Here is a 16,725-nt window from a genome sequence, read left to right as displayed (position 1 = left end):
TTTTAACCGTCGATTACGCCGCCAGCGCCGCAGGTTCCGCCACTTGCGGGGTGCCGGGGATGAAGACGGTAAAGGTCGTGCCGCGGCCAAGGGTGCTTTTGACCGAAATATCGCCCCCATGCGCACGCGCCAGTTTCCTGCAGATGGCCAGCCCCAAGCCGGTGCCGCCTTCAGCACGGTCATCGGCGTCTTCGATTTGGGTGAAGGCTTCAAAAATACGCTCAAAGTCCTCTTCCGCGATCCCCACGCCGTTATCTTCCACCTCAAAGCAGAACCCGTCCACATGAGGCCGCGCACGCAGATAGATGTCGCGTGCCTTTGAGAATTTCAGTGCGTTCCCCACAATATGGCTGAGAACTTGCACGCTACGGCGACGGTCGGCGATGACGTTAAGGGGTAGGGTATCGATGTGCAGCGTGGCTGACTTGTCATGCGCTGCGCCGTTATGCTCCTCCACCACTTCTTCCAAGAGTGCGCGCGTGTCGAACGCAGCCTTGTCCAGGGCGAGGTCGTTCAACTCCATATTTGTGTAGTCTAGGATGTCATTGATAATGGTTAACAATTGCCCGCCTGCAAACTTAATGCGCTGGCCGTAGAGCTCCGCCTGATCGCCCATTTTGGTGAAATGCTCGGACGCTGGTTTTTCTTCTGGGGAAAGCTTGGCCAGGTTGTGTCGCTTTAATTCGGACAGAAAGCCGGCATAGCCGATGACGATGGTGAGGGGGGTGCGCAGTTCATGGCTCAAGACGCTCATGAACTCCGATTTTGCGCGGCTGGCACTTTCTGCGGCATCACGGGCACGGCGCAGCTCTTCGATGCTTTCATTGCGGGTTCGGTTCTCAACCACATAGCTAAAGAGCGCGGCAAGGGTGATCATGGCGGCAGTGCCTGCGATGATCAGTGCGATCAGTTGGTATTCAACTGGATTGGCATAGACCGGCTGCGCGGTAAGAGGTGTGACCTGAAAGGCGGCCATACCGGTAAAATGCAACAGAATAATAGCCGAGGCCAAGAGCGCGGTCATCGACAAGACACTGGCTCGCACTTCGCGCCTTGCCGCGCCGAGTGCAAGTGTCGTCAGAACGATCGCGATGATCACCGAGGCCGTGAGATACTCAACGTCCCAATTGATGGTGCCCTGCACCCGATAGGCAACCATGCCAGTGTAATGCATGGCGGAAATCGCCAGTCCAAAGATGGTTCCCCCAAGGATCGTCGTGCGGGGCGACTTGCCCAAACCCGCGATGACAACGCCCAAAGTCGAGCCGATGATGGCGATGATCAGCGACAGAAAGGTCAATGAGAAATGAAAAGTCGCAGGTGCATCAAGCTGATAGGCGAGGATGGCGATGAAGTGGGTACACCAGATCGTGACCCCGGCCGTCATGGCGGTGAGGTAACACCAGATCATCGCCTGCGCGCGCGGCTGCTCGAGAACATGGTGATACAGCCGCGAGACAACCCAACTGCCAAATAGACAAAGCAGTGCTGCCAACAGAACAAGCCCGAGGTCATGATCTTGATGAATGGTGTGAGCGACCCGGAGCATTTAAATCCAATCGTATGTTAAGACTTCATTAACTGCTGTCCTAATAGGGCGAAAATAAGGCTCCTGTACGTTTACACTGTGCCATCTCATTAACCCGGTCGTAAGACGCGGCTGGTAGCCATCGTCGGGCAGCGGTCAGCGGACCTTGGACAGGCAGAAGGGGGCGCCATGGCTGGAACAACGGTCGCAGTGTGGTTTGGTAACCAATTGCAAAGATTTATCTTTCAGAAATCCGGCTGGGGAAGGCGCGTGTCGAAATGGTTCTCTTCGCGTGTGAAGTCAAGGCGCCCTCAGCGGCGGGTTTCTGGTGCCGAGTGGCGGGGGGCCGGTGCAGTCTCAACAATTGCGGAGAGAGCACCACCCACGGGGGATAGGGCCGGTCGGGCCCATTCGAGTATCAAAGTTACCTCCGCTGAAATTTTGGTGGAATTTTCTAAAACCTGTTTGGTGCAGCATGCCAACGAGGAGGCGTGCGGTGTAACCTATGGGCTCGGGGATAGCTTGATTGGCGAATACATCGCGGATCTTTTCGGCCCCCGTCTGAGTGATGGGGCGGAAATCAGCACGCTGTTGCTGCGGATCGTGCAAGGCAAACAACAGTACGGCTGTTTCGAGATGCTTCCGGGGGAAGAGACAGCCCGGATCGTCGAAGGCCAGTTCACCCCGATGCTGGGCCCCGGTGGAGAGGTATGCGGCATCCGGTTTACCGGCGCAGGGGGTGCGGCAAACAGCCCGAGGTCTATGGTTGAGGTCGCGCATGGGCACCAAGCAAAACGCGCGCTGCCACATTGAGGGGGGGATGGCCTAAAACGTGACCGTTTGAGTAGAACAGCGACCCATAGCCATGCGCCGCTGTTCTATCGTTTCAGGTCAGTCTCGCTTGCCTGCAAATCGTTCGGACCAATTCTCTCGATCCTCATCGCTAATTTTAGCAAAGAGCACTTCGGGCACTTCAAAAGCATGATTGGGGGCGAGTTTGCCGAGGGCCGCAGGCACATCGTCGGGCCAAGGCATATCTGCGACTTTCATCGCCTCTAGCATCGAAGCGGCGGCGCTTGGGATGAAGGGCGCGGAAAGCACCGCGTAGAGCGGGATCAGGTTCAGCGCCAAACGCACCTGGGCGGCGGCCTTGTCGGGATCGGTTTTAAAGGTGGTCCAAGGCGCTTGGGCTTGCAGATACTCGTTCCCCGCCGCCCAAATGCCGCGCAGTTCGGCGGCGGATTTGCGGACCTCCATCGCCTCCATCAGCGTCTCATACCGCGCGACGCGGGCGGTGATGTCTTCGATCAACGCCTGTTCGGCCTCGCCGTATTCCCCGGCTTCCGGCACCGCTTCGCCGAATTTAGAGCGGCAGAACTTGGTGATCCGGCTGATGAAATTGCCCAGCACGTCCGCGAGGTCCTTGTTCACCGACGCTTGGAAGTTTTCCCATGTGAACTCCGCGTCCGAGGTTTCGGGCGCGTGGCTCAGCAGCCACCAGCGCCAGTAGTCCGCCGGCAGTATCTCAAGCGCCTGGTCCATAAAGACACCGCGCCCGCGCGAAGTGCTGAACTGCCCGCCATCATAGGTCAGGTAGTTGAACGACTTGATGTAATCCACCAGCTTCCAAGGCTCGCCCGAGCCCTTGATCGTGGCCGGGAAGCTGAGCGTGTGGAAGGGGACGTTGTCCTTGCCCATGAACTGGGTATAGCGCACGTCATCCGCGCCCTTGTCGGTACGCCACCAGCTTTCCCAATCGCTGCCTTTGCCCGCATCGACCCATTCCTGCGCGCAGGCGATGTATTCGATGGGCGCGTCGAACCAGACGTAGAAGACCTTGCCTTCCATGCCCGGCCAGTCCTGATCGCCACGCTTCACCGGCACGCCCCAGCTTAGGTCGCGGGTGATGCCCCGGTCTTGCAGCCCGTCGCCGTCATGCAGCCATTTCTTGGCGATGGAGGTGGTCAGCACGGGCCAGTCGGTCTTGGAGTTAATCCAATCGTCCAGCTCGTCCTTCAGTTTGCTCTGGCGCAGGAACAGGTGCTTGGTCTCGCGCATCTCAAGATCAGTCGCACCCGAGATGGTAGAGCGCGGGTTGATCAGGTCTTCGGGGTCAAGCTGCTTGGTGCAATTGTCACATTGGTCGCCCCGCGCGTCCTCGAACCCGCAATTGGGGCAGGTGCCTTCGACATAGCGGTCGGGCAGGAAGCGGCCATCGGTGGGCGAGTAGATTTGGCGCTGCGAGACTTCTTCGATCAGCCCCTGATCCGCCAATGCCCCCGCGAAATGCTGCGTCAGTTTGCGGTTTTGCACGCTGGAGGAGCGGCCAAAGTGGTTAAACGACAGGCCGAACCCTTCGGCGATGCGGGCTTGAACGGCATACATTTCGGCGCAATAGTCCTCGACCGGTTTGCCTGCTTTCGCGGCAGCCAGTTCGGCTGGGGTGCCGTGCTCGTCCGTGGCGCAAAGGAACAGAACCTCTTGCCCTCGCCCCCGCAGGTAGCGGGCGTAAAGGTCGGCAGGCAGCTGGCTGCCCACGAGGTTACCCAGATGTTTGATCCCGTTGATATAAGGGATGGCGGAGGTGATGAGGTGGCGTGTCATATCTATATTCCCGGTGCTTGGCGCAGCCTTATCGCAAGGGCTGCGCTGTTGCCAGCAAAAGACGGGAATAGTCTAGTTTCGGTCCCGCGTACGGCCCAAGAGCCGCCCGATGAGGAAGGTGGTCCGGGGGGCGTAGACGTAGGGCGTGCGGTCGGTCCGTGTGGGGCGGGCGCGCATCCGCGCAAGGCCGAAGATCACCAAAACCCCATGCGCTGCTGCGATCATCACGAACAACGCCGATGCGCCGAAGCCGTCGATTAGCACAGAGGCAAGGTAGGGCGCGCCGATGGCCCCCACCGCGAAAAAGAACATCAAGGCGGCGGAAAGCTCCACCCGTTCATCGGAACTGGCAAAATCATGGGCATGGGCGGCAGAGACCGAATAGATCGGAAAGGTCGTGGCCCCGAAGAGGCCTGCCGAGAGCATGATCCCCGCCGTGCCATAGCCCGCGCCCATCACAGTGACGGCGCAGCCTCCCATCGCCGCGACCGACAGCCAAATCAAGACCCAACGGCGGTCGTATTTGTCGGCCAGCATGCCCATTGGATATTGCGCCAAAGCTCCGCCCAGCACGAAAGCGGCGAGGAACCATGCGATCTGGGTGGCGCTCAATCCTACCTCTTGCCCGTAGATCGGCCCAACCATCCGAAAAGACGCGCTAGAGACCGCCGCGACCACAACGCCCGCCGCCGCCAAGGGCGAACGGTCAAAGGCGAGGCGCGGGCGCAGCCGTGGCTGGTTTGGCGTTTCAGGTGGGCGGACTTTAGTGAGAGTGAGCGGCAGAAGTGCAGCGCAGCAGATGATGGCCAACAGGTTGTAAGAGACGTATGCAGCAGGGGCTAAGATACCAACGATCAACTGCGCGGCGAGCGAACCGCTCATGTCGACCACCCGGTAGACCCCCATCGTGCGCCCGCGGGTCTCATTGGTGACTTTGGCCTGCATCCACGCTTCGATCACCGTATAGCACCCCGCCACACACATGCCCGATGCCACCCGCATCAGCGCCCAAGCGTAAGGGTCCACGACCATCATATGCGCCATGAGCCCGATGGCTCCGGCGGCGGTGAAGGCGGCAAAAGCGCGGCTGTGTCCGACGCTGCCCATCAGTCGGGGCGCCCACCAGCAGCCGATAAAAAAGCCCAGAAAATGCGCCGAGCCGAGCATACCGATTTCCTGCCGTGAGAAATCAAGTTGCAGCCCCGAGAGCACGTCGAGCGGCCCCACACCTCCGGTAGAGAGTTGCAGGAGGATGACCGAAAAGAAGAGGGCGGCGAAGGAAATGAGCAGGCGCATGAGCGCACATTGCGTCCATTGCCGGGCGAGGGGAAGGGAGAATGCACCCATATTATGCTTTTGCCGGGGTCGAAGGATGGGCGCTTGGCAATTGCCCTTGCGAAGGCGCGGCAGGCGGCTAGGTTGCGGACAAATCACAAGCGAGGACCACAAGATGAAGATGAAAAAGCTCGGCTCAAGCGATATCGAGGTCTCGCGTTTTTGTCTGGGCTCCATGACATGGGGCACCCAGAACACCGCCGAGGAAGGTCATGCGCAGATCGACCGCGCGCTGGAGGCCGGGATCAACTTCATCGACACGGCCGAGATGTATCCGGTGAACCCGATCAGCGCCGAGACGATTGGCCGGACGGAAGAGATCATCGGCCAGTGGGTCGCCCGCGATAAACGCCGTGACGAGGTGGTCTTGGCCAGCAAACACTCCGGCGAGGGGATGCAACATGCCCGCGACGGTGCGCCGATCTCATCCGATACGATCCCCGGTGCCATCGAAGGGTCGCTGAAGCGCTTGCAGACGGATTATATCGACCTGTATCAATTCCACTGGCCCAACCGCGGTAGCTATATGTTCCGTAAGAATTGGACCTTTGACCCGTCCGGCCAGAACCGGGCCGAGACCATCGCCCATATGGAGGACGCCCTCGGCGCGCTCCAGCGCGAGGTCGAGCGCGGCACGATCCGCGCTTTTGGTTTGAGCAATGAAAGCGCTTGGGGGCTGACGCAATGGGCTGCCGTGGCTGAGCGTACGGGCGGGCCGCGCCCCATCTCGGTGCAGAATGAATATTCGCTGATGTGCCGACTGGCGGATACCGATGTGTCTGAGACCTGCGTGAATGAGCAGATCGACATGCTGGCGTTCTCGCCCCTCGCTGCGGGGCTGCTGACCGGGAAATATCAGGGCGGGAAGGTCCCCGCCGGATCGCGTCTTTCGCTGAATGAAGATTTGGGCGGCCGCATCACGCCGCGCGCTTTTGAGGCGGTCGCGGCCTACCTCGATGTGGCCGAGAAACACGGGCTGGACCCGGTGCAGATGGCGCTGGCGTGGTGTGATACGCGGCCCTTCATGGGTTCGGTTATCTTTGGCGCGACCAGCCTTGAGCAGCTTGATGTTGCGCTTGGCGGGGCGGACCTGACCCTGAGTGATGAGGTGATGGCCGATCTTGATGCGGTGCATAAAACCCATCCGATGCCTTATTGATGGGCCGTTTAATCCCTTGGGTGCGCCGTGCCTCCGTGCTTTTGTTGTTGGCCACTTTGGCGGCCTGCAACCGCAGCGAACCGCCCCCAGTGCAGACCGGTTTTCGCAACGCAGACGCGCTGATCGGGGCCACCAGCCGCTATGACGCGGCGCGGTTTGGCGGCGATTGGCAGGTTCGTGCGGCCTTTCCGGGGGACGCCAATCTGCGCGCGGTGACCTTTGCGCCGCAGGGGCCGACTTTGATCGAGACCCGAGGGGCGTGCGATGCCGCCGGGGTCTGCACCGACCGGCGCGACCTTTGGGCGCTGAACGAACAAGGGCCGGGGCGTTACACGATGCGTGCCGCCGTGGGCGGGGCAGAGCGCGCGTTCTGGGTGCTTTGGGTTGACGAGGGGTTCCGCACCGCCGTCGTCGGCAGCCCCGAGGGGGGCTATGGCTGGATCCTCGACCGTCAGGCGACAGGGGGCGAGGACCGGATCACCGCGGCGCAAGAGATATTGGATTTCAACGGCTATGACATCAGCGCCTTGCAAGTGAGGCGCTGACCGTACCAGCACTGGCACTGCTGCCCGGCTTCGGCCTATAGGCTGTTATGGACAGTATTTTCACCCCCGATCTGTGGATCCTCGTCACCCTTGCCGCCGCTGTCTTTCAGACCGGGCGGTTCATGCTGCAAAAGCATCTGGCGTCCGACATGCTTTCGGCGGGCGGGGCGACGTTTTCGCGTTTCCTCTACTCCGCGCCTTTCGTGGCTTTGCTGCTGCCGCTCTATCTGGGGCTTAGCGGGCAGGGGCTGCCCGTACTCGGGCCGGGGTTCTGGCTTTATGGGGTGATGGGCGGCACGGCGCAGATCATGGCGACGGTCTGCGTGGTGCTCTTGTTCAAGCAACGCAACTTTGCCGTGGGCATCACCTTTAAGAAGACCGAAGTGATCCAGACCGTGCTGATGGGGTGGATCGTGCTGGGCGAAGGCGTCTCGGGCGCGGGGTTTGCCGCCATCGCGCTTGGCGTGGTCGGGCTGTTGCTGCTCTCGGGCGGGGCCGAGGCAAAAGGGCTGCGCCTTGCCGATCTGCGCAACCGTGCGGCGGGGCTGGGAATCGCTTCGGGCTTTCTCTTTGCGATTTCGGCGGTCTGTTATCGCGGCGCGTCACTGGCCGTGGTCTCTGACGATCCGCTGCTGCGCGCGGGCGTGACGCTGGCGGCAGTGGTGCTGATGCAAACGCTGATCATGGCTGTCTGGCTGCGGCTGCGCGAACCGGGGCAGATGCGCCGGGTTTGGGCCGCGCGCCGCGTGGCGGTCTGGATCGGGCTGACGTCGATGGGCGGATCGTTATGCTGGTTCATCGCCTTCACTTTGCAAAACGCGGCCTATGTGAAGGCCTTGGGGCAGGTGGAGCTGATGCTGAGCATCGCCGCATCGACACTGTTTTTCCGCGAGCATATATCGCGCCGCGAATGGGCGGGCATGGCCGTGTTGGCGCTGTCGATCATGATGCTGGTGCTGGTGACTTAACCCGTCATCGGGCGGCCATGCAGACGTAGGAACAGGCTTTCTTCGTCGTTGTTTTTGAAAAATGGCACCGACGCGGGCGGGTTTGTGTCGCGCGCACGGGCCGTGATTTCGGCCAGCACAACCTCGGTTATAAACGGCATGTCAAAGGACCGCGCCCGGCTTAGCGGCACCCATTGCAGATGCGAAAGCTCATCACAGGCGGCGTCGAAATCATCGGGGTCGCTGGCAATGTCTTCGGCATCCACGAGGAAGAACCGCGCATCGAAACGGCGCGGACGGCCCGGTGGGGTCAGCGCCCGAAACACGAATTGTAGCGCGGAGGCGTCGGGCAGGTGCCCCGTGGCGGCGAAGCTGTTCCAATCGGCGGGCACATCGCCCTCCCATCCGCCTTTGCGGCCCAGCACCAGACCCGTTTCTTCCCAGAGCTCACGAATGGCGGCGACGGCGATGGCATGGGCCAAGGACGGTTCGGCATCATCGCACAGCCTGCCGTGGCACAGAGCGTTCACCGGGGCAGCAAGCGGCACGCGTGCATCGCTCGCATCGACAGCGCCGCCGGGAAAGACGAATTTATTCGGCATAAACGCCGCTTTGGCCCCCCGCTGCCCCATCAGGATATGCGGGGTCACATGGCGATCACGCAGCACGATCACCGTGGCGGCGTTGCGGATTTGGGTCTTGTCGATGGTCATGCGGCGATGCTCCGGCGATCAGGGGCCGAAGGGCGGGCCGCGTTAGGTGGTGCCGCCGAAGCCGCCCATCCTTTTGGCCCATTGAAAGCCGATCATGGCCCCCTTCAGTCTGGGCAGAAGGTAGAGGGACAGCGCCGTGCAGCCAACCGCAAAAATGGTGAACAGGGTCAAAGGCTCGGGCCGCCAGACAACAAAGGCGATGTGCAGACCCGGGGCCAGCAGGTGACCGACCAGCAAAATGGTCAGATAGGCCGGGCCATCATCCGCGCGGTGATGATGGAATTCCTGACGGCAGGCAGCACAGTCGTCATTCACCTTAAGATAGCCGTGCAGCAACTGCCCGCCCCCGCAAGAAGGGCATTTGCCACGCCAACCACGCAACATTGCGGGCAGGCGGGCCCGCTCTTCGCTGTCATGCGCGTCTACGGTGTCGGGGGACAATTGCTGTGTCTGTGACATGGGGCGATCCTCTGGTTGAGAGGTAGATGCAGGTTGGGGCGTGAAATGAAAAGACTTGAGGCCGTCCTTGCGGCGCCATGTCGCGCAGGGGGCGGGGCCTTGCCGGTTTTTTGAAAAAATTTCGCAATCCAGCGACGGAAGTTCTGACGCCAGCCGTTTGACCCTGTGATCGCGGCGCAAAAGCGTGAGACGGTCTTTAAAAAACGAGGAGTATCAAGATGACCATTCGTACAAACATGAAGATCGCAGCTCTCAGCGGTTTGCTGGCACTCGGTGGTGCAGCTGCCTTCGCACAGCAGAGCGGCGGTCAGAACCCCTTCCAGCAGCTTGACGCTGACGGCAACGGTGAGATCACACAGGCAGAGTTTCAGGCCCACGCTGAGGCGCGTTTTGCTAAGGTTGATGCAGATGGCGACGGTTTCGTGACGGCTGAAGAGATGAAAGCTGCAGGCGAAGCGCGCCACGCTGAGCGTGCCGCCAAGATGCTGGAGCGGTTCGATACCGACGGCAACGGCAGCCTCGATGCGTCAGAACTGGAAGCCATGGGGGGCAAACACGGCGAGATGCGCGGTGACAAACGCGGCGACAAGGACGGCAGCAAAAAAGATGGCAAGCGCGGTCACAAAGGTGGCGAGCGCATGATCGAGCGTATGGACACCAATGACGATGGCAAATTGTCGATGGAAGAAATGACGCAGCGCCACGATCCCGCCAAGATGTTCGAGCGTCTGGACAAAGACGACAACGGCAGCATCAGTGCCGAAGAGTTCGAAGCAGCGAAAATGCATGGCAAACGGCACGGCAAGGGCCACAAGATGGACCATGACAAGCCGCAGCGCGACTAAATGATGTTTCGGGCGCGCTTGATCAAAGCGCGCCCGAACCGTAGCCATGGACGGGATGCAGAATTTGTCCGACGATCAGCGCGATGCGGATGCCGAGTTGTTGCAACGTTACGCCACCGGGGATGCAGCCGCTGCGCGGTTGTTGACCACCCGGCTGGTGCCGCGCATTCACGGCCATGCGTTGCGGGTTCTGGGCGACCGCGCCGAGGCAGAGGACGTGGCCCAAGAAGCGATGTTGCGGCTGTGGCGTCAGGCGCCCGAGTGGCGCACGGGAGAGGCCAAGGTCACCACTTGGGTCTACCGCGTTGTGGCTAACCTTTGCACCGACCGCCTGCGGCGTCGCGGTGCGGGGGCGGCGGGGCTGGACGATGTGGCCGAACCGGCCGATCCGACGCCGGGTGTGACGCAAAAGATGCAGCAGGCGGCCCGTGAGGATGCGTTGCAACAGGCGCTGGCCACCTTGCCCGAAAGGCAGCGCCAAGCGGTGGTCCTGCGGCATATCGACGGTATGGCAAACCCCGAAATTGCCGAGGTCTTGGGCATTGGGGTCGAAGCGGTGGAAAGCCTGACCGCGCGGGGCAAACGGGCATTGGCGGCGCAGCTATCTGCGCAACGGGACGCATTGGGGTTTGACGATGAATGATTTTGACGACGACGCACTAGAAGATTTCTTTGCTGCGGCACGCGCCAATCCGCCACGGGTCACCGCTGACTTGCAGGCGCGGATTCTGGCCGATGCCGAAGCCCTTATGCCCAAGTCAAATTTGCTTAAACTGCCGTGGCACCGGGCACTCTGGCAGCTTTTCGGTGGTGCTGCGGGGCTAAGTGGTCTTGCCACAGCAGCTGCCGTCGGGATTTGGGTCGGGGTTGCGCCGCCCGATGGCATGCCGGACCTTGCCGGGCAATTCGTCTCTGGCACGTGGGATGTTGAAACGGTCGATACGGCTGAAGTTGATACGGAGATCGAGTTCGGCGGTTTCGGTTGGGACATGGAGGAAAGTTGAGATGACAAAGGGACCTTCACCGCGGCGCGGGCGCCTGTTGCAGCTGGCGCTCGGCGTGTCGCTGGCTGTGAACGTGATGATCCTCGGCGCGCTTGGTGGTGCGATGTGGCGTCACGGAGGGGCGGGGCCGCGCGGCGATGGCGATTTGCCGGGGCTGCGCAGCTATGCCTCGCCTTATGTTCAAGCGCTGCCGCCGGAAGCCCGGCGCAGCCTGCATGAGACGATGCGCGCCAGCGGCAAGGCGCATCACCTCGACCGGGCAAAGCGCCGCGGGCTTTATGAACGGATGCTGACGACGTTGCGGGCCGATCCCTTTGATACTGAAGCGGCTGCAGCGGTTTTAGCCGCGCAAGGCGAAGCTGCCGCGACTGTTCAAGAGGTGGCCCATAGCGCGTGGTTGGCACAGATCAGTGCGATGGATGCCGCGAGCCGTGTCGCCTATGCCGATAAGCTGCAAGAACGGTTCGAAACCGGTCGGCAGCGCAAAAAGGACAAACGAGAAGGTAGCCCTGAGCGTAAATAGCGCAGGGCGCTGCGGTGCGCGCTCTTGTCCTTCGTCGGATGCCGGGCTAGGCCAAGGGCGACCGAAAATGGCAGTCAGCGGCGATAATTCCGTCTCTTTGCCTCTTAGAAAGCCCCGTCGATGACCGATATTCCCCAGACAATGCAGCCCGGCGTGGGCGACGTTCTCGCCACCGCCAAAGCTTCTCCGGCGCGACGTGGTGTCGGGCTTTTGGCGCTGGCTGGGTTGGGTGTGGTCCTGATTTATTCCGCGCTCACCCGTTCGCCTGATTTGGGATGGCAAATCGCATTGGCGGCGATTGGTCTTGGCTTCATCGCCATTGCCGAACTGATGCGCCGTTCAACAGCCAGCGCGTTAGAGCTGACCGACGACGCGCTGCGCGATGCGGATGGCCGGGTGATCGTACGCATGGATGAGATCGAGCGCATTGAGCAAGGCGCTTTCGCGGTCAAACCCTCGAATGGTTTTCTGCTCAAGACCAACCGCCGGGTGCCGCGCGGATGGCGCTTGGGCCTGTGGTGGAGCCTTGGCCGCCGCATCGGCGTGGGTGGCATGACCCCTGCCAATGAAACCAAACTGATCGCCGAGATGATCCGCGCCAAATTGGCCGAACGCGACGCTGCTTAGGTATCAGACCAGACAGTGCGGGGCGCATAGCGCGGGCGGGTGAAGACAAAGTTGCGAATTTCGCGCCGCTCAAGCCCGGTTTTGAACAGCGGCTCGAAATCGCGCCATGTTTCAACCAAGGTGATCCGCTCGTTGTCAGGCATGACGGGCAGTTTGCTGTGCCAATTGCTCACCTCATCGCTGGTCAATGGCGCAACATTACCCCGGATTTGCGACCAATCTGCATGGTAGCGGTCGTTCTCTGCGTCATACCAAAGCGAGCTGACCCGAAGGGAGGTCTGCCCGGTGCCACGGGTGAGATACTCAAAAAGCTCCTGCATCCCTTGCAAGTAATCAGGATCAATCGCTTGCGTTTCCCGAGAGATCGCATCGCCGATGGTATAGGCCGCCGTTTGGTTGAGGTTGTACATCCGAAACGTGTCAAAGGTTGAGTACATGGCCAGATAGGCCCAAAACATCAGCGGCAGCATGATCACCGTCTCAATCGCGATTGAGCCGTCGTCGCTGCGTTTGAACCGGGTCAGTAGGGAGGACAGCACGCGCATCAGTTCGGCTCCTGTACAAAGGCCGCGCTCGACACCATTGAGACACGGCCAGCGCCGTCTTTCTCAAGGGCATAGCCAAGGCCGGTGGTCGGAAAGAAGGGTTTGAATTGCACACAGGCGCGCAACATCATCAACTGGTGTTCAACCCCAAGGCTCCAGCCGCGCACCGGTTTGGGATCAATTGAGGTATCCACGCAATCGGGGGATGGGTCAAAAGAGGCAAAGTTGCGCGGGTCCACACGGATCATCTCAAGGCGCAGGGTCTCGTCGCAGTCTTGCAAATAGCCGGCGGTCTCGCAGATCATATTTTTAATGGTCTGATGCGACATGTCTGTGTTGGTGTTCAGCCGGACATAGCGCACCGTCATGTCCAGCCCGCGGTCTAGGAACATGTGGCGCATGGCATAAAAGCTCATCTCGACCGACATGATCAGGCAGCCAAACAGCAACGGGGACAGGATTGCGAACTCGATCAGCATTACTGATCCGTTCTCGTCGCCGCGAAACCGGCGCCATGCTTTTATGGTTTTCTGGATCATTGGGTCAACCTCAACTGGTTGATTTGCCGGGCAATCGCCTCAAATGCGTCCACGATCTCAACCCCTTCGACACGGAAAAAGTGGCTGTCAGAGGAGGCGCAGTTCTTCATTACGGCAGCGCCATGATCGGTCACCTCAAAGCCAATGGACCAGATCACAATGCCCTTAGCCTTGGCCGCATCGCAGATGTTGTCCAGCAGATTGTCGGCCTGACCGGCGGTGTATTTGGTCCGGTACCAGCGATAATGCTCGCTTGAGCGAACGTTTCGGCCCAGCCACCAGTAGAAAGGGTAATCGCTCCAATGGCGATAGTGGTCGCGGTTGGAATAGGCCTCCGGGGCGATCCGCCGGGTCGTCACGTTCACGCCGTCTGTCATTAAGATCACGGTTTTCAGCGTGTCGATGTCATTGTACTCAGCCGGACGGCCCCGAAACACGGCGTCGCCGCCGATCGCCTCATTGATCGCCCTGAAGGAGGGGTCAAGCAAGGCCACGCCCCATTTAAGCCCAAGGTGGATCGCAGTGTTCGCACGCGGTTGAAAGTTGGCGATACGGCTTTTCAACGCTGCCGCGTTTTGCGAGAAAGTTTCGATTTCCTCATAGCTTTGTTTGGGGCAACCGGGGTTAGAGATGTTGTCGTAGTGCCCGGTTCTATCGCGGTCATTTCCGTTCCAGTAATAACCCGCCTCGAAATGCTGCATATGTTCGTAGCTGCGAGTTTGGCTGATCGTGGTGAGATTAAAGTCACTGTCTTCAAAGTCGACGCAATGCGAATAAGAGTGAAGCTGGGTGACATTCAGCTCATCCATGATGTCCTTGCCGACGTTGACCTGCGCGGTATAGGGCACCACCGAGATCGAGATCAGATCCTCAGTGTCAGTCTGAATCACCGTATCGATAAAGACGTTGCTCGCATCATGGAGGTTATTCATTTTGTCGTTCTCTCGCATAGAGCCGGAGATATCGAGCACCATGGAAATTTCGACTTTGGCCACTTTTTCTTCCGCCGTCGCTTTGGCGGGGACGTGCAATTTTTCTTGCCCGAACTTGTCGATGAACATTGTCTTGAGGTCGCGAGACGCATCAACCGTGACACGGCGGTAGTTCAGACCTTCCTCAACCGTGACGCTTGAAATGTAGTCGGCCAGCCCGGACTTGTCGAAATAATCGCGGGCGACGGCTTCGGGGCTGAGCGTTTGATCCAGATCAGCAGCCGCCAGCACAGCGCGGTCGGCCACAGCCTGCACCCTCGCGCGTTCACGCTCATGGCGCATCAGATCGACGCCGACACCGCCCAAAAGGATCATCAGCAGGATCATCAGAATAGCAAAAAGCGTGACCAGCCCGTCTTCCTCGCGGGCGAAACGCCGAAGCATCGCGGGGCAGCAGCCCGCAAGGGTCTCTGAAGTCCGAGGGTCATTGGTCATCGTCATCTACCTTTCATCCATTGGCACTGTGCATGCGCCAAAGGGAATGGGCGGCATTTGCCTAGCTTTTCTTTTGCTGGGGGAAAGTGTCCAGAGTTTGGCGCATCTGGGGCAATTGACGGTGAATTGGACCGTTTGGGGCTGGAATACCCTTGAAATGACCGCTGATTTCTACCGATTGGGGAAGACGCCCATTCCGGTCTCACCCCCGGTTGATAAAGTTTTGAGAATAGCGATTAAATAGGTCGCACCTCGCAAAGAGGCGTCCTACGGTGCGGCGGCATGTCTTAAGGGCAGCCCAATGAGTCGCGCCCGAAAATCAGAGGCAACGCGGCCAATCAGAAGAGGAGAGACCGATGAATCCAGCCAATGAGCCGAGTTTCCGCGACAGTGTGGATCTGATGTTCAACCGCGCGGTCGCGCTGATGGATTTGCCACCCGGTCTTGAAGAGAAAATTCGCGTTTGCAACGCCACCTATACCGTGCGTTTCGGCGTGCGTCTGCGGGGCCGCATCCATACGTTCACCGGCTACCGCTCGGTCCATTCCGAGCATATGGAGCCCGTCAAGGGCGGCATCCGCTACTCCATGGCCGTGAACCAGAACGAGGTCGAGGCGCTGGCCGCGCTGATGACCTATAAATGTGCATTGGTCGACGCGCCCTTTGGCGGCTCCAAAGGTGGGCTGTGCATTGATCCGCGCGACTATGACGAGCATGAGCTTGAGCTGATCACTCGGCGTTTCGCCTATGAGCTGATCAAGCGCGATATGATCAACCCCGCCCAGAACGTCCCCGCCCCCGACATGGGCACCGGCGAGCGTGAGATGGCGTGGATCGCGGACCAGTACAAACGCATGAACACCACCGACATCAACGGCGTGGCCTGTGTGACCGGCAAACCGATCAACGCGGGCGGCATCCAAGGCCGAACCGAAGCCACCGGCCGGGGTGTGCAATATGCGCTTCAGGCGTTCTTCCGTGACCCCGAAGGCCTCAAGAAAGCCGGTCTGAGCGGTAAGCTTGAGGGCAAGCGGGTCATCATTCAGGGTCTCGGCAACGTGGGCTATCACGCCGCTAAGTTCCTGAGCGAAGAAGATGGCAGCAAGATCACGGCGATCATTGAGCGCGACGGCGCGCTGCACAGCGAGGATGGGCTGAACGTCGAAGCCGTGCACAAGTGGATCGAGAAGCACGGCACCATCAAGGGCTATGCCGATGCGAAGTTTGAAGAAGATGGCGCGCAGTTCCTAGAAGCGGAATGCGATATCTTGATCCCTGCCGCACTTGAAGGGGTGATCAACCTTAGCAATGCCGAGCGTATTCAAGCGCCCTTGATCGTTGAGGCCGCCAATGGCCCTGTGACCGCCGGAGCGGATGAGGTGCTGCGCAAGAAGGGCACTGTGATCATGCCGGATATGTATGCCAACGCAGGCGGTGTGACGGTGTCATACTTTGAGTGGGTCAAGAACCTCAGCCACATCCGCTTTGGCCGCATGCAACGCCGCGCCGAGGAATCGCGCCACCAACTGGTGGTCGATGAGCTTGAGCGGCTGAGCGCAGACAAGGAATTGGGTTGGACCCTGAGCCCGAACTTCAAAGAGAAGTATCTGCGCGGTGCGGGCGAATTGGAGCTGGTCCGCTCTGGTTTGGATGACACGATGCGCACGGCCTATGAGGCTATGGCCCATGTCTGGCACAGCCGCGACGATGTCGAAGACCTGCGCACAGCAGCCTATCTGGTGTCGATCGAAAAGGTCGCGGCAAGCTATCACGCCAAGGGGCTTTGAACAGGCCATATACTTTCAAGTGAATTCAAAAGGGGCGCCATGCGCCCCTTTTTGCTGACCCGCCCTGCGAACTGCCGATGAGGCCTTTTCGGTCATTGATACTTGCGCCCCAAGTTGCTTGACTGCGCGCAACCGGGG

General features: G+C 60.1%; 18 protein-coding genes. 10 read left to right on the top strand and 8 right to left on the bottom strand.

What is annotated here, in order from left to right; genetic code table 11:
- Positions 1-13: 13 nt before the first annotated feature.
- Positions 14-1,549, bottom strand: a complete 1,536-nt coding sequence (locus DSM14862_RS10950) for an MHYT domain-containing protein (RefSeq protein WP_007120475.1) — start codon at positions 1,547-1,549, stop codon at positions 14-16.
- A 423-nt stretch (positions 1,550-1,972) separates the two neighbouring features.
- Here DSM14862_RS10950 and DSM14862_RS10945 point away from each other — a divergent pair, with 423 nt between their 5' ends.
- On the top strand, positions 1,973-2,341 hold the full coding sequence (locus DSM14862_RS10945) for a PAS domain-containing protein (RefSeq protein ID WP_131541695.1): 369 nt from the start codon (positions 1,973-1,975) through the stop codon (positions 2,339-2,341).
- A gap of 78 nt (positions 2,342-2,419) precedes the next feature.
- On the opposite strand, the gene metG is transcribed toward DSM14862_RS10945, so the two are convergent.
- On the bottom strand, positions 2,420-4,132 hold the full coding sequence (metG, locus tag DSM14862_RS10940; protein WP_007120473.1) for a methionine--tRNA ligase: 1,713 nt from the start codon (positions 4,130-4,132) through the stop codon (positions 2,420-2,422).
- Positions 4,133-4,204: 72 nt separating this feature from the next.
- On the bottom strand, positions 4,205-5,428 hold the full coding sequence (locus tag DSM14862_RS10935; protein WP_040701545.1) for an MFS transporter: 1,224 nt from the start codon (positions 5,426-5,428) through the stop codon (positions 4,205-4,207).
- 154 nt (positions 5,429-5,582) lie between these two features.
- Here DSM14862_RS10935 and DSM14862_RS10930 point away from each other — a divergent pair, with 154 nt between their 5' ends.
- Genes DSM14862_RS10930 through DSM14862_RS10920 form a run of 3 tightly spaced genes read left to right on the top strand, consistent with a single transcriptional unit; the run spans position 5,583 to position 8,139 of the window.
- Positions 5,583-6,626, top strand: a complete 1,044-nt coding sequence (locus DSM14862_RS10930) for an aldo/keto reductase (RefSeq protein ID WP_007120471.1) — start codon at positions 5,583-5,585, stop codon at positions 6,624-6,626.
- Positions 6,626-7,171 (top strand): lipocalin family protein, encoded by a 546-nt coding sequence (locus DSM14862_RS10925; protein WP_007120470.1) that lies wholly within the window; start codon positions 6,626-6,628, stop codon positions 7,169-7,171. Before DSM14862_RS10930 ends, DSM14862_RS10925 begins: the two co-directional genes overlap by 1 nt.
- A 47-nt stretch (positions 7,172-7,218) precedes the next feature.
- Positions 7,219-8,139: an EamA family transporter gene (locus DSM14862_RS10920; RefSeq protein WP_007120469.1), complete on the top strand. Its 921-nt coding sequence runs from the start codon at positions 7,219-7,221 to the stop codon at positions 8,137-8,139.
- Here the strand turns inward: DSM14862_RS10920 and DSM14862_RS10915 are convergent.
- Both DSM14862_RS10915 and DSM14862_RS10910 read right to left on the bottom strand, forming a co-directional pair.
- Positions 8,136-8,831, bottom strand: a complete 696-nt coding sequence (locus tag DSM14862_RS10915) for an NUDIX hydrolase (protein WP_007120468.1) — start codon at positions 8,829-8,831, stop codon at positions 8,136-8,138. The genes DSM14862_RS10920 and DSM14862_RS10915 overlap by 4 nt on opposite strands.
- A 42-nt stretch (positions 8,832-8,873) precedes the next feature.
- On the bottom strand, positions 8,874-9,290 hold the full coding sequence (locus DSM14862_RS10910) for a DUF983 domain-containing protein (protein WP_007120467.1): 417 nt from the start codon (positions 9,288-9,290) through the stop codon (positions 8,874-8,876).
- 218 nt (positions 9,291-9,508) lie between these two features.
- Here DSM14862_RS10910 and DSM14862_RS10905 point away from each other — a divergent pair, with 218 nt between their 5' ends.
- From DSM14862_RS10905 to DSM14862_RS10885, 5 genes are all read left to right on the top strand, one after another.
- Positions 9,509-10,135 carry an EF-hand domain-containing protein gene (locus DSM14862_RS10905; RefSeq protein WP_007120466.1) on the top strand — a complete coding sequence of 209 codons (627 nt, stop codon included), beginning with the start codon at positions 9,509-9,511 and terminating at the stop codon, positions 10,133-10,135.
- Positions 10,136-10,190: 55 nt separating this feature from the next.
- Entirely contained in the window at positions 10,191-10,778 is a 588-nt protein-coding gene (locus DSM14862_RS10900) for an RNA polymerase sigma factor (RefSeq protein WP_113075749.1), read from the top strand.
- Positions 10,771-11,139, top strand: a complete 369-nt coding sequence (locus DSM14862_RS10895; RefSeq protein ID WP_007120746.1) for a hypothetical protein — start codon at positions 10,771-10,773, stop codon at positions 11,137-11,139. The genes DSM14862_RS10900 and DSM14862_RS10895 overlap by 8 nt, the downstream gene beginning before the upstream one ends.
- A gap of 1 nt (position 11,140) precedes the next feature.
- Positions 11,141-11,662, top strand: a complete 522-nt coding sequence (locus DSM14862_RS10890; protein ID WP_007120745.1) for a periplasmic heavy metal sensor — start codon at positions 11,141-11,143, stop codon at positions 11,660-11,662.
- A 120-nt stretch (positions 11,663-11,782) separates the two neighbouring features.
- Positions 11,783-12,289, top strand: coding sequence for a hypothetical protein (locus tag DSM14862_RS10885; protein ID WP_007120744.1), 507 nt, complete (start codon positions 11,783-11,785; stop codon positions 12,287-12,289).
- Here the strand turns inward: DSM14862_RS10885 and DSM14862_RS10880 are convergent.
- The 3 genes from DSM14862_RS10880 to DSM14862_RS10870 are packed head-to-tail and all read right to left on the bottom strand — an operon-like array spanning position 12,286 to position 14,800.
- Positions 12,286-12,834: a TadE/TadG family type IV pilus assembly protein gene (locus DSM14862_RS10880; RefSeq protein ID WP_007120743.1), complete on the bottom strand. Its 549-nt coding sequence runs from the start codon at positions 12,832-12,834 to the stop codon at positions 12,286-12,288. The genes DSM14862_RS10885 and DSM14862_RS10880 overlap by 4 nt on opposite strands.
- Positions 12,834-13,373, bottom strand: a complete 540-nt coding sequence (locus DSM14862_RS10875) for a TadE/TadG family type IV pilus assembly protein (protein WP_007120742.1) — start codon at positions 13,371-13,373, stop codon at positions 12,834-12,836. The genes DSM14862_RS10880 and DSM14862_RS10875 overlap by 1 nt, the downstream gene beginning before the upstream one ends.
- Positions 13,370-14,800, bottom strand: coding sequence for a Tad domain-containing protein (locus tag DSM14862_RS10870; protein ID WP_007120741.1), 1,431 nt, complete (start codon positions 14,798-14,800; stop codon positions 13,370-13,372). The genes DSM14862_RS10875 and DSM14862_RS10870 overlap by 4 nt, the downstream gene beginning before the upstream one ends.
- A 356-nt stretch (positions 14,801-15,156) precedes the next feature.
- On the opposite strand from DSM14862_RS10870, the gene DSM14862_RS10865 reads away from it, so the two are divergent.
- The gene (locus DSM14862_RS10865) at positions 15,157-16,587 is read left to right on the top strand and encodes a Glu/Leu/Phe/Val family dehydrogenase (protein ID WP_007120740.1); all 1,431 of its coding nucleotides are present in this window, start codon (positions 15,157-15,159) and stop codon (positions 16,585-16,587) included.
- Positions 16,588-16,725: the final 138 nt, after the last annotated feature.

Origin of the sequence: Sulfitobacter indolifex (assembly GCF_022788655.1) — a bacterium.
Taxonomy (GTDB): domain Bacteria; phylum Pseudomonadota; class Alphaproteobacteria; order Rhodobacterales; family Rhodobacteraceae; genus Sulfitobacter; species Sulfitobacter indolifex.
The sequence above is the reverse complement of the archived record's forward strand: the minus strand, read 5'-3'. Positions and strand labels throughout refer to the sequence as shown.